Source organism: Histidinibacterium lentulum (genome assembly GCF_003789055.1).
Classification (GTDB): Bacteria; Pseudomonadota; Alphaproteobacteria; order Rhodobacterales; family Rhodobacteraceae; genus Oceanicola; species Oceanicola lentulus.
The window spans coordinates 190,700-205,140 of the sequence record NZ_ML119086.1 but is presented as its reverse complement, the minus strand read 5'-3'; the positions used below and the strand labels follow the sequence as shown (position 1 = coordinate 205,140).

Here is a 14,441-nt window from a genome sequence, read left to right as displayed (position 1 = left end):
AAGCGCGGCGGGACAACGGGACGTTTCTACAGCAGATTCCCGCCCAGTGAAAGCGTTGCGGCCGGGCGACCCTAGGGCAGGTCACGGCGGCGCGAGGGGGGCGAGGCATGGCTGTCTCCGGGGGCGGGATCGGGCGCAGGCTGCCACAAACCGGTAAACGAGCCGTTGAGGAACGCCGGGGGCCGGACGGGCCCCCGGCAAGGGTGTCAGCCGATCTGGGCCAGAGCCTGCTCGAGATCCGCGATGATGTCCTCGGGGTCCTCGATGCCGATCGAGAGCCGCACCACGTCCGGGGCCGCGCCCGCCGCGACCTGCTGCGCCTCGGTCAGCTGTCGGTGGGTGGTGGAGGCCGAGTGGATCACCAGGCTGCGCGCATCGCCAAGGTTCGCAACATGCGAGAAGAGTTTGAGCGCATTGACGAATTTCACGCAGGCGTCGTAGCCTCCCTTGAGCGCGAAGGTAAAGAGGCCGCCCGCGCCCTTTGGGCAGACCGTGGCGACCCGCGCCTTGTAGGGCGAGCTGTCGAGGCCGGCATAGGTCACGCGCGCCACGGCGTCGTGCTTTTCCAGCCAGTTCGCAACGATTTCAGCGTTCTCGACGTGTTTCCTCATGCGGAGGCTGAGGGTTTCGAGACCCATCAGCGTGTAATGCGCCGCCTGGGGGTTCAGGGTCATGCCGAGGTCGCGCAGGCCGATGGCGATGGAGTGGAAGGTGAAGGCCATCGGCCCCAGCGCCGCGCCGAAGGTGAGGCCGTGATAGGCGGGCTCGGGCTGGCTCAGGGAGGGGAACTTGTCCGAGGCCATCCAGTCGAATTTCCCCGAATCGGTGATCGACCCGCCGGTGACGGTGCCGTTGCCGGTCATGTATTTCGTCAGCGAGTTCACGACGAGCGTGGCGCCATGCTCGATCGGGCGGCAGAGATAGGCCGTGGCCGAGGTGTTGTCGACGATGAGCGGCAGTCCGGCCTCGTCGGCCACCTTCGCCACGGCGGGCAGGTCGGTGATGTAGCCGCCGGGGTTGGCGATGGACTCGCAGAAGATCGCGCGGGTGTTCTCGTCGATCGCCGCCTTCACGGCATCGAGATCGTCGAAATCGACGAAGGTGCAGGACCAGCCGAAGCGCTTGATGGTCTGGCTGAACTGGGTGACCGTCCCGCCGTAGAGGCGCGTGGAGGCGACGATGTTCCGCCCCGGTCCCATCAGCGGGAAGAGCGCCATGATCTGCGCGGCATGACCCGAGGAGCAGCAGACGGTGCCGGCCCCGCCTTCGAGGGCGTTGATCCGGTCGGCGAGCGCCGAGACGGTGGGGTTGGTGAGCCGCGAGTAGATGTAGCCCACTTCCTGAAGGTTGAAGAGGGCCGCGGCGTGGTCGTGGTCGCGGAAGACATAGGCGGTGGTCTGGTAGATCGGCGTCTGGCGCGCGCCGGTGGCGCTGTCGGGGTTCGCACCGGCATGGATCTGCGCGGTGTCGAAGGACATCGGTCGGTCGGTGGACATCTGGGCCTCCCTCGTGTTCGTGTGCGCAAGGCTTAGCCGCGGCCCGGCCCCGGCACAACGTCAACCCTGTCTGCCGACCCGACGAGGCGCCCCCATGTCCCCTGTGCCCCCCTTCCATCTCGCCTTCCATGTGGACGATCTGGAGGCCGCCCGGGCCTTCTACGGCGGCGTTCTGGGCGCGCGGGAGGGGCGCTCGACGGAGACCTGGGTCGATTTCGACTTCTTCGGGCACCAGCTCTCGCTGCATCTCGGCACGCCCTTCGCCACCGCGGCCACGGGGCTGGTGGGCGAGCACAGGGTGCCGATGCCGCATTTCGGCGTGGTGCTGGGGGTGGCGGACTGGACCCTGCTCGCCGATCGGCTGCGCGCCGCGGGGACGGAGTTCGTGCTGGAGCCGCAGGTGCGGTTCGAGGGCGAGCCTGGGGAGCAAAGGACGATGTTCTTTCGCGATCCCGCGGGAAACCCGATCGAGGTCAAGGGGATGACGGAAGAGGCGATCTTCGCCCGCTAGCGGAGCATCCCCTCGGTCAGCTCTCCCGTCCCCGGCGTGCCGCTCTCGATCACGCTGAAGGTGCCGTCGCTTTCGAGGATCACCGCCGCCACGTCGCCGGGGTCGGCCACGCCCTCGGTGCGGAGCACGGCGCGCAGGTCCGCCTCGCTCACCCGGGCGCGATGGAGGGCGCCGGGACAGATCTCGCCGCCCCGCAGCAGGAGCTCGGGCTCCGATCGCACCAGCCGCGCCAGCCGCCGCGAGCGGACCGAGGCGAGGGCGACGGCATACTGGCAAGCGACCAGCGTCGCGATGGCCGCGACGCCTTCCGATAGCGCCACGGTCTCGCTCAACAGGATGCTGGCAAGGGTGGAACCCAGCGCCACGGTCACCACGAGGTCGAAGGCATTGAGTTTCGCCAGCGTCCGCTTGCCGGAGGCGCGCAGGATCAGGACCATCGCCGCGTAGCCGAGCACGCCCACCACGATCACCCGCAGGATCTGTTCCCAGCCGTGAAAGATCCACTCCGCCATGGGCAGGCAACCCGGCAGGCCCCCGAAAAGGTCCGGCGGCAGGGCATCCTGCCGTGAAGCTACTCCCCGAACATCAGGCGGTGACGGAAGCTACGACCCGAGGTGCCCCCAAGGGTCCCGCAGTTTGACGGTGCGGTCCTTTCGAAGGAATGGAAGGGACGCACTACGGGACACTGACTGTGCGGCGAAGTCGTATGCCCAAGGCAGAGGCAAGGGTGGGATGCCTCGTCACGATCTTTCGCAGGTCTCCCAGCATATCTGGGGCGAGAACCGGGGGCGCATGACGACGGTGCTGGCAAGGGGACGCGCTTGCAAGCCGACGTTGAACCAGGGGACCCAGTCGATCTCGCTCTCGACCATGATCACGCTGGATGCTTGGGACATTGCGGGGATGCGCGCGCGAAGTCCGTCTTGCGCGGTCTGGTCCTGACGGATTTCCGGAAGCCCTCCGCGGGCCCGCGACCAGACGACCTCCAGTTCACGTCGAGCCTCGTCGTCGCAGTCGGCGACGCACCGCAGCAACGTGACCCGGACCCGCGGATCGGTCGCGCTGCCGCTCAGCTGACCGATCACATGCTGAACGCCCCTCAGGTAGGCCGCGTCGACCGGCCCGGTTTCCCGGGAGATCAGATCGGTCACAGTGAAGGTTGCCCTGGCTGCGTCATTGCGGGACCTGAAGGCGTCAAAATAGACCAGTGTGGCCGTAACTGCCCAGAACAGGAGGGGCAGGATGATGACGGCCTCGACCGACTGGCTGCCCGACTCGGACGAGCGAAAGACCTTCAGCCGATGCCACATGCCAGGGTTGGCGGGATCATTCCGGTTCATGAACAAACCCCGCGACCGTCGTGATGCCGTACAATCCGCGCTCTCCAGCGATGCTGAATCCGAGACTGGCCGCCGGGAAGAGCGGCTCGAACAGGGCGCAGACCCGGACGACCATGAGCTGGTTCTGCAGTCCGGGCCTGAAGGTGGTGACCGGGTCGGGGTCGTGCGTTCGATCGACGCAGCGCACGCTCGGGCGAGGACCGGACCAGTCGGCAAGCGGGCGGGCCTCGAGCTCCAGCATGAGACGATCCATGCAATTGGGAATGATCGCGGCCCGCTCACATATGCGCCGCCGCAATTCCTCCGCATCAGGTGTTTCGCCGGTGGTCAGCCGGAGGTCGCGCACGGTCAGATCCGTGCCGCGGGCCAGCATTGCCTCGCGCGTGGTCAGGACCCCGACCTCGACCGACATCAGAAAAAGGGTAAAGAGGAGGGGAAAGAGCAAGACGAACTCGATCGTCGAATTCCCGTCCTCGGAGACGATGCGCCGCCTGAGAGCGGCCCGGGCGACGGTTGCCGAGGTCGCCCATCTGCCCTTGGTCACTGGATGAGCCTCAACTGGTTGATCTGGTCCGCGATGGCGCTGAAGGCGTTGCGGATATCGCCGCCGGAAACATCGAAGAAGTGTGCCGGCGAACTCGCACAGTTCCGCATCTCGGTGCGCGCGTTGCTCGGGGCCTGATAGGCGATGGTGAAGACGATGACCCCGTTCTCGCGGGCCTGGTCGCAGGCCTTGTAGAAGTCCGACAGGTTCTGGTTGCGGCTTGTAATCTGAGTCCTGTTCCTGCTCGGCTGCCGCTGGAGTTCCTGAGTCCAGTTCAGGGCGGCAAGGGGATAGACCGGACGAAACTGTTCGGTGATCTGCCCGTCCGTCATCAGGACCACATACTTGCGGCTGTCCTCGTTGTCCCAGGCGGCAGGCCGGTCCGCGTATTCCGCGGGGATCTCGCCCTGGTCCGCAAGTTCCTGAAACAGCGGCTGGGAGCCGGGATCCAGAAGGGCCAGCGCGTATTTCATGGCGTAATGCGTCCCGGTTCCGTCATGCATGCGGATGTTCCGGATGAACGAGGTCAGGGCGTCCTCGTCGTTCTGCGCATACTGGATGGCCGTGTCGTCCTCGGGGCACCATCCCCAGTCCATGACGTTGGCCGCGATGTCCCAGTACATGAAGTGCGGGACCTGGGCATGCGTATCGGCGTCCGGCAGCCCGGCGGAGTTGAACTCGCTCCGGGCGATCTCGATGCAGGAGCTCGGCGCGGCCGGTGGCAAGGGCGCTGCCGACCAGTCGATGCTGTTGTACGAGCGCTCGGCCGACGTCGCGTACTGTGACAGCGGTCCCGTATTGTCCGTCGGTCCGGCATCGGCGGCAGGACCGTTCGGATTGTCCTGGATCCGGTAGAACGCTGTCGTGGCTTTGCCGCCCTTGACCGACACACCGACCACGGTGGCCGCCGCCAGCGCAGGATAGTCGCTGCGCAAGGCCGCATCCAGCGATCCCAGGAACTGGTCGGCATCGCGGGGGGCGTTCTGGGGAAAACCCTCGACCTTGAACGCCGCGTCGATCGACCCGTCGCCATTGGTATCGTAATAGAGCACGATGTTTGAAATGGCTTGTGGCCAGGTCGGAACATGGTTTCCGGGCGGGATGCCGGCGGGCAGGCGCACGCCGCCGAGATAGTCGAATGCGATGGGGCCGGGATTGGTCTGACCTGCATAAGGCACGAGATTGATCGACGTGCGGGTCGCAAGATCGCCGCGCAGCGTTGTCCGGACGAACGTCTGGGCTGCGGCCTTCAGGTTGTCCATCTTGCCGGAATCCCGCATGGATCCGGATATATCGAGGACCAGAGATATTTCGACATCGCTGATCAGCTCGCGGGCCGATGACCCGAGAGCGGTCTGGATCGTTTCAATGCCGACGAGCCTCATGAAATACGTGCCGGTCGTCAGTTCGGCGAGAGCGGACACCTCTCTGCCGTTCAGGCTCTCGCTGACGGTGACCTGAACTTCGTCGGCGTCGAAGCCCGCCCGATCGATGTAGTCCAGCACCACGTCTCTCGGATTGCGGATCTGGTCCAGGTCGGCGGCCGCGAGCACGGCGGAATCCATGGCGGCCTGAAGGTCGATACGCCGACCTTCCGCGCGCATCACGTCGACCGCGAGCCCGCCGATCATCAGCATGAGCACGAAGATGAACAGCGAGAAGATCGTCAACGACCCGTCTTCGCGTTGCGGAAGCGCCCTCAGGGCATCTCGCAGTGAATCATGAACTTTTTTCATGACACGACGTAACCCGGGGATCATGGCAAAATTGGCGCAGGATCACGTCCCGGATAAGAATATCTGACCTTGGTTGACAGGGCTCTGTCAGCGGGTCGAGCGCCGGGTTCCCGCCTGCTTCCAGGGGTCTTCGCCATGGTCTTTTCAGCGTTTGTCGAGTTGGGCGTCGCGGCGGTGGTGAAGCCGACCTTCGGTGGTCCCGCTCGATGGGTTCGCGTTCGCAGGCGATCAGGGCGTCGGTTCCCTTTGCGACGGTCTTCCATTTGCGGTTGAAGGTCCGTTTGGCATAAAATAATAAAAACCCGAGCGAGGGAGCGCGATCCATGTCACCGACACCCATCGTCCAATTCGGGACAAGCCGGTTTCTTCAGGCCCATGTCGATCTGTTCGTGGCCGAGGCGATGAGGGAAGGTCGAGCGCTCGGGCCGATTACGGTGGTCCAGAGCAGTGGGGACGCCGCGCGGGCCCGGCGCCTGCAAGCACTGGCACAGGGCTACGAGGTCAAGGTGCGCGGGCTGCGGAACGGGGTCCGGGTCGATGAGAGCGTGACCGTCAGGAGCGTCACCCGGACCATGTCGCTTGCCGCGGAAGTCACGGAGGTTTCGCGCGTTCTGGCGGAGGAGGCCACCGTCATCGTTTCGAACACGGCCGACGCCGGATTTCGCCCCCGGTCCGAAGACAGCGCCGACCGTTTCGACCCGGCGATGTCCTATCCCGCCAAGCTCGTTCACCTGCTTCGACAACGGTACGAAACGGGACGTGAGGCGCCACAGGTCATGCCGACCGAGCTTGTCCAGGCCAACGGCGACGTCCTGCGCGGTCTGGTCCTCGACGCGGCGACGGGCCAGGACCGGAGCTATCGCGATTGGCTCGCCGAGGAAGTGACATGGGTGAATTCGCTGGTCGATCGGATCGTCTCGGAGGCCATCGAGCCGGCAGGCGCGGTCGCAGAACCCTACGCTCTCTGGGCCGTGGAGAACCGCGCGGGACTGGTGCTGCCCTGCGAGCACCGCGATATCGACGTCGTCGCGGACCTTGGCCCGATCGCCCGACGAAAGCTGTTCGTCCTCAATCTCGGACATACCTGGATCGTTTCCCAATGGCTCGCGCGCGATCGCAGCGGGGCGACCCATGTCCGGGATGTCATGGCCGATCCCGCATGGGTCGACCGCCTGCGGGCGCTCTACGCGGAAGAGGTCCTGCCGGCGTTCCAGGCGGCAGGGGAGGCCGACGGGCTGCAGGATTACATGGAGGTCACCCTGGAACGGTTCGCGAACCCGTTTCTGGAACACCGCCTGGACGACATCGCCCAGAACCACGTCGAAAAGCTGCAGCGACGCATCGGGGCGTTCATCGACTGGGCCCGCGGGAATGGGGATCGGACGGAGAAGCGCCTCCTGGAGGCTGCGTTGGCTGGAGAAGCGGCATGAAGACGAACCGGGTTGCAGGCACCGATGTCGAGGTCACGGAGGTCGCTTTCGGCTGTGCCAGCATCGGCAATCTCTACCGGGAGGTCGATGATCGCGCCGCGATGGAGACCCTGCAGGCCGCTTGGCAAGCCGGTATCCGGTATTTCGACACCGCACCGCACTACGGCAGAGGTCTTTCGGAAGTGCGGCTCGGACGTTTCCTGGCATCGCGGGACGGGGCCCGGATCTCGACAAAGGTCGGGAGGGTCCTTCGCCCCGCGGTCGAGCCGATCGCCGAGGTGGACGGTTTCGTCAACCCGGCCCAGAACGATGTGCGTTACGACTATTCCGGCGACGGCATCGAGGAAAGCTTCGAACAGAGCCTCGGCCGCCTCGGGGTTTCATACATCGACATCCTCTATGTTCATGACATCGGCGCCTACACGCACGGCACCGGCAATGCATCGCACATGGAGGCGTTTCTGGGTTCAGGCTACGAACGGTTGCGAAGACTGAAGGAAACCGGCCGCATCGGGGCGTTCGGGCTGGGTGTGAACGAGTGCCAGGTCTGCCTCGACGTCATGGATTTCGGGCCGATCGACGTCATCCTTCTGGCAGGCCGGCTGACGCTGCTGGACCGGAGCGCGACCGAGGCCTTGCTGCCGCGGTGCGGCGCGGAGGGAACGAGCCTCGTTCTCGGCGGAGTGTTCAATTCCGGTATCCTCGCCACCGGGCCCGTGCCGGGCGCGACCTTCGATTACGGACCTGCGCCGCAGGATGTTCTCGACAGGGTCGCCGACCTCGAGAGCCGCGCCAATGCCTTCGGACTGTCTCTGGCCACCGCGGCGCTGCATTTTGCCAGGCGACAGCCGTCCGTTGCGTCCGTGCTCCTCGGAACGGCCAAAGTCGGAACGCTGAAGCGGAACCTTGCGGCGCTGGCGCAGGAACTGCCTGAGGGGGCCGAGGCCGCACTAGCCTAACTCGTGGTAGCGAAGGGACGACAGCAATGTCGTCTTGGACGTCCTGAGATGTTTCTCCGCCGCCTTTGCTGCTCCATCGGGGTCGCGGGCTTCGAGTGCGTCGATGATGGCGAGGTGCTCTTCTATGGCGGCTGCGTTGCGCTCCTGTTCGTCCGCCTTGTCCCAGAGGAAATGGTAATGAAAGATCAGGGAGATGACCTTCTGGAACTCGGCTATGAACCGGTTGCTCACGACCGAGTTGATCGCCTCGTGGAACCTTTCGTCGAGCTTGGAGAACTCGTGAAAATCCGTCTTGATGCGCGACTTGAGGTCCAGATGCGCGTGCCTCAGCTCTGACAGGGTCGTCCAGATTGGATGGCCGACCGGGGCGTCGGTGGCGATGCGCACGGCGTTGAGTTCGAGCACCTTGCGAAAATCGGACAGCTCCACGGCGAACTCCTTGGTGAACCCGCGCAGCATCCATCCGCCCCTGGGTCGCCGCGCGACGAGGCCGAACCGGCTGAGACCCGCCAGAAACTCCTTCAGCTCATGCTGAGGCACCGAGAACATGCGCGAAAGCTCCGCCACGGAGAGCGGCGTGTCGGCGGGCACGTCGAAGCGTAGCACCCATTCGAGAAAGCGCTGTTCCAGATCCTCGGCCGCCGTGCGGTCGCCCAGCAACTCCAGCCGGTCGTCATTGGCCGGCCTTTTCAACAACCTCTTGTGGCGGCCGTTCCAGGAGATGATTCCCGTCTCTTCGAGGCGGGCGAGGCAGCGGCGCACGACGGTCCGACTGACACCGGCGACATCGGCGAGCTCGCTTTCCGAAGGGACAGCCCCACCGACCTGAAGCCGTCCGCAGTAGTCGAGCAGCGTGTTGTAGGCCTCCCTGTAGCGTGCGTCCGTGCGTGCCAAGCCCGTACCCTCCGTCGATTGAACCCCTTTGGTTCAGAACCTCGATGATTGATATTATTAAAAACATTTGACCAAAGACAAGGCCGCCCGTAACAGTCTTTAATTATTGAGTGCAGAGTGCTTGGGAGGAGCGTGATGCCGGAAGCCTGGAGAATCACGCGGATCGGCGGTCGCGCGGGTCTGCCGGACGCGCAGGCGAGTTTTCTCTACATGCAGCGGCTCTCGGCAATCCTGACGCTGTTCCTGCTGATTCTCGGCTTCTCGCTCGCAAGCCCGCACTTCCTTTCCGTCAACAACACCCTGACCGTGCTCTTGCAGACCTCGGTGATCGGGCTGCTCGGGATAGGGTTGACGATGGTCATCATCACCGGTGGCATCGACCTCTCGGTGGGATCCGTTCTGGCTCTCTCGGGCGTGATGAGCGCACTTGCGGTGCGGTCGGGCATCCCGGTTGTCCCGGCCATGTCCGTGGGGGTGTTGACCGGCGCGGCCTGTGGCGGCTTCAACGGGATCGTCATCACCAAGCTGCGGATCCCGCCCTTCGTCGCGACACTCGGCATGATGCTCATTGCCCGCGGGCTCGCGCTTCAGATCACGGGGGCCGCACCGATCTCCGGACTCGGGCGCGCCTTTGGCCAACTCGGCAACGGTGCGCTGTTCCGGATCACGGAGACCCAGCCGAACGGCTTTCCGACGGTGATCTTTCCGGGCATCCCCTATCCCGCAATCCTGCTGCTGATCGTCGCCATCGGGGCGGCCTATCTTCTTAGGCGGCGCCAGATCGGCCGCCATATCTACGCGACCGGCTCGAACGAGGAGGCCGCGCGGCTGTCCGGTGTTCGTACCGATCGGACGAAACTCTACGCCTATACCATGTCGGGAGCGCTGGCCGGGCTGTCCGGCAACGTGTTGATGTCGCGCCTCGTCACTGCACAGCCCAGCGAGGGCGTGATGTACGAACTCGACGCCATCGCGGCGGCGGTGATCGGCGGCGCGTCTTTGTCGGGCGGGGTCGGCACGATTTCCGGCACGATGATCGGCGCCTTCATCATCGGCATCCTGCGCAACGGCCTGAACATGTCCGGCGTCTCCGCCTTCATCCAGCAGATCGTGATCGGCTTCGTCGTCATCGGCGCGGTCTGGATCGACCAGATGCGCAATCGGAACTGATCCGATGCGCCGACCCCAGGCTTTCAAGAAAGGGAGGAACCAACCATGAAACGCCATAGCCTTGCCCTCGCTGCATCCGCACTTGCGTTGGCCGCGGGAGCCGCACAGGCACAGGAGATCGCGGTTATCGTCAAGACGACGAACTCGAACTTCTGGCAAAACGTGAACAGGGGCGCCTCGGCCGCCATGTCGGATGCCGACGGCTATACCATGAGCTTCGACGGCCCTGCAGCCGAGAGCAACATCGCCGATCAGGTGAGCATGGTGGAGAACGCAATCAATCGCGGTGTCGCCGGCCTCGTCCTGGCGCCGTCGGATCCGGAGGCGCTCGGCCCGCCGGTGGAGCGCGCTTTCCAGGCCGGCATTCCGGTGGTCCTTATCGACGGGGCCCTGGCCGACGGCTTCGAAGACGTCTACCAGGCCTTCCTGTCCACCGACAACTGCGCCGCGGGCGAACTGGTCGCCGAACGGATGATCGCCGAGGCGGGCACCGAAGGCTCCATCGCCGTGATGTCCTACGTCGCCGGCGTCGGCTCCGAGATCGGCCGGGTCGGCTGTTTCGTAGACTACATCGAGGCCAACTCGAACCTCGAGATCGTGGGCCCCTACTACTCCCAGAGCCAGATGGCGAACGCGCTCAACCAGACGACGGACGTGCTCTCGGCCAATCCCGACCTGGTGGGCATCTTCGGCGCCAACGAACCGACCGCTGTGGGCATGGGACGTGCCATCGTCCAGGCCGGCCGTGCCGGCGATCTCGTCGCGCTCGGCTTTGACGGCAATGAGGACCTGCAGCAATTCGTGCGGGACGGTGTGCTGGAGGCGATCGCGGTCCAGGGCTCCTTCGCCATGGGCGAAATGGGCGTGGAGACCGTGATCGACATTCTGAACGGGGAAGAGGTCGAAGACTTCATCAACACCGGTGTCGTGATGGTCGATGCGGAGAACATCGACAGCGACGAAGCCCAGAACGTCCTGTACTGAACGAGCGGCCGGGGGGCGTCATGCCCCCCGGCACTCCAAAGTCGTCGAGGTTTCGAACGATGAACCAGTCACCTCTGGTCGAAATGATCGACATCGAGAAGCATTTCGGCGGCGTTCGCGCGGTCGAGAAGGTCTCGATCGACCTCTATCCCGGCGAGGTGGTGGGCGTGCTCGGCCACAACGGTGCCGGGAAATCCTGCCTGATGAAGATCCTCGCCGGTGCGATGCAGCCGAACGGCGGCGAGATCCGGGTCGGGGGGCGGACGATCGAGTTCCAGGAGCCGAACGATGCTCGGGCCGTCGGGATTGAGACGATCTACCAGACGCTGGCGCTGGCCGACCACCTAGATGCTCCGGCGAACCTCTTTCTCGGGCGCGAACTCAAGACCCGGTTCGGCAATCTCGACGAGCCGCGGATGCTGGAGGCGGCGCGCAAGGTCCTCGCCCGGCTCAATCCGAACTTCACCAACCTGCGCGATCCGGTTTCGAGCCTTTCGGGGGGTCAGCGCCAGGTGATCGCGATCGCGCGTGCCATCTATTTCGACACGAAGATCCTGATCATGGACGAGCCGACCGCCGCGCTCGGCCCTTCGGAGACCAAGATGGTCGCCGACCTTACCCTCAAACTGAGGGATGAGGGACTCGGCATCCTGCTCGTGAGCCACGACATGCACGACGTGTTCGACCTTTGCGACAGGGTCGTGGTCATGAACAAGGGGCGGGTCGTGGGCTCGCACGCCATCGACGAGGTGACGAAGGACGATGTTCTGAGCCTCATCATCAAGGGCGAACTTCCGGCCGACTGGTCGGCGCGCAACCTCTTGGAGCGGGCGGAATGAAAGTTGCGATCAACGACACGATGGCCTGCGCAGTCTGCGTTCAGCCCGGGGAGCTCGCGCTGGAGGCGCGGCCCTACCCGACGGAGGCCGCCGAGGGCTGGGTCCTCGTCGATATCGCGGCGATCGGCATCTGCGGGACCGATTACCACATCTTCGAGGGCAAGCACCCGTTCCTCGAGTATCCCCGCGTCATCGGTCACGAACTGTCCGGTATTCTGGCAGAGGGGCCGGAGGCCGGGACGCTGGTGGTTGTCAACCCGTATGTGTCCTGCGGCAAGTGTCGGCCCTGCCGTCGCGGCAAACCCAATTGCTGCGCACGGATCGAGGTGCTCGGCGTGCACCGCGACGGAGGCATGTGCGCCCGGATCGCGGTACCCCGGGACAACGTCTATCCCGCCACCGGCCTGACCCCTCAGCAGGCCGCGATGGTGGAGTTTCTCGCCATCGGAGCCCACGCCGTGGCGCGGTCAGAGGTCGGAACGGGGGACATCGTCCTCGTGACCGGTGCGGGGCCGATCGGACTCGGAACTGCAATTTTCGCCCGCCTCGCCGGGGCAGAGGTCCACATCATGGATGTCAGTGACGACCGCCTCGCCATCGCGCGAGACCGTTTCGGTTTCGCCGCATGCCACAAGCCAGGCGACGCGATCGTCAGTGGCGAACTGGCGGAGGGCTTTGATGCGGTGTTCGACGCGACGGGCAACGCCCGAGCGATCGAGGCCGGTTTTCCCCTGCTGGCCCACGGTGGCAGCGCGGTTCTGGTCAGCGTCGTCAAGGACGACATCACCTTCTCGGATTCGGAATTCCACAAGCGGGAGGCGCGCATCATCGGCAGCCGCAATGCACTGAAGTCCGATTTCGAACGGGTCATCGCAGCGATCAGGGCGGGCCAAGTCCCGACGGATGCGATCGCTTCCGAAGTGGTCTCGCTGGCGGATCTGCCGGGACGCTTTCCCGGACTGGTCACGGACCGCGATCATCTGGTCAAGGTGCTGGTGACGCCATGACGGCTGTCTCCGGTATTCGCGACTGGGTCCGCCTTGGCGCGACTGACAATGTTCTCATTGCCCTTCGCGCGCTGGAGCCCGGCACAGTGCTGACCGATGGCCTGTCTGCGCTGGAACCGATCCCCGCGGGGCACAAGGTGGCTTCGCAGGCGATCCCAAAGGGTGCCTGTGTCTTCAAATACGGGCAAATCATCGGAACTGCCTTCGAGGATATTCCCGCCGGCGGTCACGTCCATGTCCACAATCTTGGTATGGGCGACCACAGCCGCGACTACGCATTCGCCAGTGACGCGCGGGCCCTCGTGCCCGTCGACGCGCCGCGACGTTTCGAGGGATACCACCGTCCTTCGGGCCGGGTCGGGACCCGCAACTATATCGGCATCCTGACTTCGGTGAACTGCTCGGGTTCGGTCGCGCGGTTCATCGCCGAGGAGGTGGCAGGCCGGGCCGTGTTGGACGCATTCCCGAATGTGGACGGTATCGTGCCGATCGCCCACGGCTCCGGCTGCGGCATGGCGGGGAAGGGCGAAGGCTACGAAACGCTGTTTCGCACACTAGCGGGATACGCCCGGAACCCGAACTTCGGTGCGATCCTGATGCTCGGTCTGGGCTGTGAGGTCATGCAGGTCCCGGATCTGGTGGGGCGTGCGGCACTGAAGGACGAGGCCCGCTTTCGATACATGACCATCCAGGGGGAAGGCGGAACGGCAGCGACTATTCGCAGGGGGTTGGACATCATCCGCGAGCTTGCGTCCGAGGCTGACAAGGCCGTGCGCAGGCCCGCCCCCGCAAGGCACCTCGTCCTGGGGATGCAGTGCGGCGGGTCGGATGGCTATTCCGGGATCACCGCGAACCCTGCGCTCGGCCACGCCTCGGACCTGCTGGTTCGAAACGGCGGCACGAGCATCCTCTCGGAGACATCGGAAATCTACGGCGCCGAGCACCTGTTGACCCGTCGTGCCGTGGACGAGCCAACGGGGCGCAAGCTGATCGACCTCATCGACTGGTGGGAAGACTACACGGCCCGCAATTTCGGCGAGATGGACAACAACCCGTCGCCCGGCAACAAGCGTGGAGGATTGACGACGATCCTCGAGAAGAGCCTCGGCGCCGTGGCAAAGGGCGGGACCGCTCCTCTCGCAGGGGTCTACAGATATGCCGAGCCCATCGACCAGCCCGGCTTCGTCTTCATGGATTCTCCGGGCTACGACCCCTGTTCGGTGACCGGCCAGGTCGCCTCGGGCGCCAACCTCATCGCCTTCACGACGGGGCGCGGCAGCGTGTCGGGCTACATGCCCGTGCCGGGGATCAAGATCGCATCCAACTCGGACCTCTGGCGCCGCATGGAGCCCGACATGGACATCAATTGCGGGGACATTCTCGAAGGCGTCGAGATCGAGGCCAAGGGCCGCGAGATCTTCGAGACGATCCTGCGCGTCGCGTCCGGTGAGAAGACCAAGAGCGAGGTGCAGGGCTTCGGCGCAGTCGAATTCGTGCCGTGGCAGATCGGCGCCGTCATGTAATCGACCGC

At 65.0% G+C, this 14,441-nt stretch carries 14 protein-coding genes; 8 read left to right on the top strand and 6 right to left on the bottom strand.

What is annotated here, in order from left to right; genetic code table 11:
• Positions 1-206: 206 nt before the first annotated feature.
• Entirely contained in the window at positions 207-1,496 is a 1,290-nt protein-coding gene (locus EAT49_RS13380) for an O-acetylhomoserine aminocarboxypropyltransferase/cysteine synthase family protein (RefSeq protein ID WP_123642789.1), read from the bottom strand.
• A gap of 94 nt (positions 1,497-1,590) precedes the next feature.
• On the opposite strand from EAT49_RS13380, the gene EAT49_RS13375 reads away from it, so the two are divergent.
• Positions 1,591-2,007 carry a VOC family protein gene (locus tag EAT49_RS13375; RefSeq protein WP_123642788.1) on the top strand — a complete coding sequence of 139 codons (417 nt, stop codon included), beginning with the start codon at positions 1,591-1,593 and terminating at the stop codon, positions 2,005-2,007.
• On the opposite strand, the gene EAT49_RS13370 is transcribed toward EAT49_RS13375, so the two are convergent.
• The 4 genes from EAT49_RS13370 to EAT49_RS13355 form a co-directional block, all read right to left on the bottom strand.
• On the bottom strand, positions 2,004-2,525 hold the full coding sequence (locus tag EAT49_RS13370; protein WP_425459528.1) for a DUF421 domain-containing protein: 522 nt from the start codon (positions 2,523-2,525) through the stop codon (positions 2,004-2,006). The two genes, EAT49_RS13375 and EAT49_RS13370, sit on opposite strands and share 4 nt — an antisense overlap.
• 222 nt (positions 2,526-2,747) lie before the next feature.
• Positions 2,748-3,317: a TadE/TadG family type IV pilus assembly protein gene (locus tag EAT49_RS13365; protein ID WP_148078738.1), complete on the bottom strand. Its 570-nt coding sequence runs from the start codon at positions 3,315-3,317 to the stop codon at positions 2,748-2,750.
• Between the two features lie 16 nt (positions 3,318-3,333).
• Positions 3,334-3,891: a TadE/TadG family type IV pilus assembly protein gene (locus tag EAT49_RS21235; protein WP_281274733.1), complete on the bottom strand. Its 558-nt coding sequence runs from the start codon at positions 3,889-3,891 to the stop codon at positions 3,334-3,336.
• Positions 3,888-5,561 (bottom strand): Tad domain-containing protein, encoded by a 1,674-nt coding sequence (locus tag EAT49_RS13355; RefSeq protein WP_185020751.1) that lies wholly within the window; start codon positions 5,559-5,561, stop codon positions 3,888-3,890. Before EAT49_RS13355 ends, EAT49_RS21235 begins: the two co-directional genes overlap by 4 nt.
• 389 nt (positions 5,562-5,950) lie before the next feature.
• On the opposite strand from EAT49_RS13355, the gene EAT49_RS13350 reads away from it, so the two are divergent.
• Both EAT49_RS13350 and EAT49_RS13345 read left to right on the top strand, forming a co-directional pair.
• Positions 5,951-7,057, top strand: coding sequence for a mannitol dehydrogenase family protein (locus EAT49_RS13350; protein WP_123642783.1), 1,107 nt, complete (start codon positions 5,951-5,953; stop codon positions 7,055-7,057).
• Entirely contained in the window at positions 7,054-8,016 is a 963-nt protein-coding gene (locus EAT49_RS13345) for an aldo/keto reductase (protein ID WP_123642782.1), read from the top strand. The genes EAT49_RS13350 and EAT49_RS13345 overlap by 4 nt, the downstream gene beginning before the upstream one ends.
• Here the strand turns inward: EAT49_RS13345 and EAT49_RS13340 are convergent.
• Positions 8,008-8,910 carry a GntR family transcriptional regulator gene (locus tag EAT49_RS13340; RefSeq protein ID WP_123642781.1) on the bottom strand — a complete coding sequence of 301 codons (903 nt, stop codon included), beginning with the start codon at positions 8,908-8,910 and terminating at the stop codon, positions 8,008-8,010. The genes EAT49_RS13345 and EAT49_RS13340 overlap by 9 nt on opposite strands.
• A 135-nt stretch (positions 8,911-9,045) precedes the next feature.
• Here EAT49_RS13340 and EAT49_RS13335 point away from each other — a divergent pair, with 135 nt between their 5' ends.
• Genes EAT49_RS13335 through EAT49_RS13315 form a run of 5 tightly spaced genes read left to right on the top strand, consistent with a single transcriptional unit; the run spans position 9,046 to position 14,433 of the window.
• Complete coding sequence (locus tag EAT49_RS13335) at positions 9,046-10,080, top strand: ABC transporter permease (protein ID WP_221181465.1); 1,035 nt, start codon at positions 9,046-9,048, stop codon at positions 10,078-10,080.
• Between the two features lie 45 nt (positions 10,081-10,125).
• Complete coding sequence (locus EAT49_RS13330) at positions 10,126-11,064, top strand: ABC transporter substrate-binding protein (RefSeq protein WP_123642780.1); 939 nt, start codon at positions 10,126-10,128, stop codon at positions 11,062-11,064.
• A 59-nt stretch (positions 11,065-11,123) separates the two neighbouring features.
• Positions 11,124-11,903: an ATP-binding cassette domain-containing protein gene (locus tag EAT49_RS13325; protein ID WP_221181464.1), complete on the top strand. Its 780-nt coding sequence runs from the start codon at positions 11,124-11,126 to the stop codon at positions 11,901-11,903.
• Positions 11,900-12,910 (top strand): zinc-binding alcohol dehydrogenase family protein, encoded by a 1,011-nt coding sequence (locus EAT49_RS13320; RefSeq protein ID WP_221181463.1) that lies wholly within the window; start codon positions 11,900-11,902, stop codon positions 12,908-12,910. The genes EAT49_RS13325 and EAT49_RS13320 overlap by 4 nt, the downstream gene beginning before the upstream one ends.
• A complete protein-coding gene (locus tag EAT49_RS13315) occupies positions 12,907-14,433 on the top strand; it encodes a UxaA family hydrolase (protein ID WP_123642779.1) in 1,527 nt (508 codons plus the stop codon). Before EAT49_RS13320 ends, EAT49_RS13315 begins: the two co-directional genes overlap by 4 nt.
• The last annotated feature ends 8 nt before the right edge of the window (positions 14,434-14,441 follow it).

Excerpts from the sequence above, each read along its gene's own strand:
- EAT49_RS13365 (WP_148078738.1), bottom strand. The coding sequence starts at position 3,317 with ATGTGGCATCGGCTGAAGGTCTTTCGCTCGTCCGAGTCGGGCAGCCAG.
- EAT49_RS13330 (WP_123642780.1), top strand. The coding sequence starts at position 10,126 with ATGAAACGCCATAGCCTTGCCCTCGCTGCATCCGCACTTGCGTTGGCC.
- EAT49_RS13380 (WP_123642789.1), bottom strand. The coding sequence starts at position 1,496 with ATGTCCACCGACCGACCGATGTCCTTCGACACCGCGCAGATCCATGCC.
- EAT49_RS13375 (WP_123642788.1), top strand. The coding sequence starts at position 1,591 with ATGTCCCCTGTGCCCCCCTTCCATCTCGCCTTCCATGTGGACGATCTG.
- EAT49_RS13325 (WP_221181464.1), top strand. The coding sequence starts at position 11,124 with ATGAACCAGTCACCTCTGGTCGAAATGATCGACATCGAGAAGCATTTC.
- EAT49_RS13315 (WP_123642779.1), top strand. The coding sequence starts at position 12,907 with ATGACGGCTGTCTCCGGTATTCGCGACTGGGTCCGCCTTGGCGCGACT.
- EAT49_RS13345 (WP_123642782.1), top strand. The coding sequence starts at position 7,054 with ATGAAGACGAACCGGGTTGCAGGCACCGATGTCGAGGTCACGGAGGTC.
- EAT49_RS13335 (WP_221181465.1), top strand. The coding sequence starts at position 9,046 with ATGCCGGAAGCCTGGAGAATCACGCGGATCGGCGGTCGCGCGGGTCTG.
- EAT49_RS13320 (WP_221181463.1), top strand. The coding sequence starts at position 11,900 with ATGAAAGTTGCGATCAACGACACGATGGCCTGCGCAGTCTGCGTTCAG.
- EAT49_RS13350 (WP_123642783.1), top strand. The coding sequence starts at position 5,951 with ATGTCACCGACACCCATCGTCCAATTCGGGACAAGCCGGTTTCTTCAG.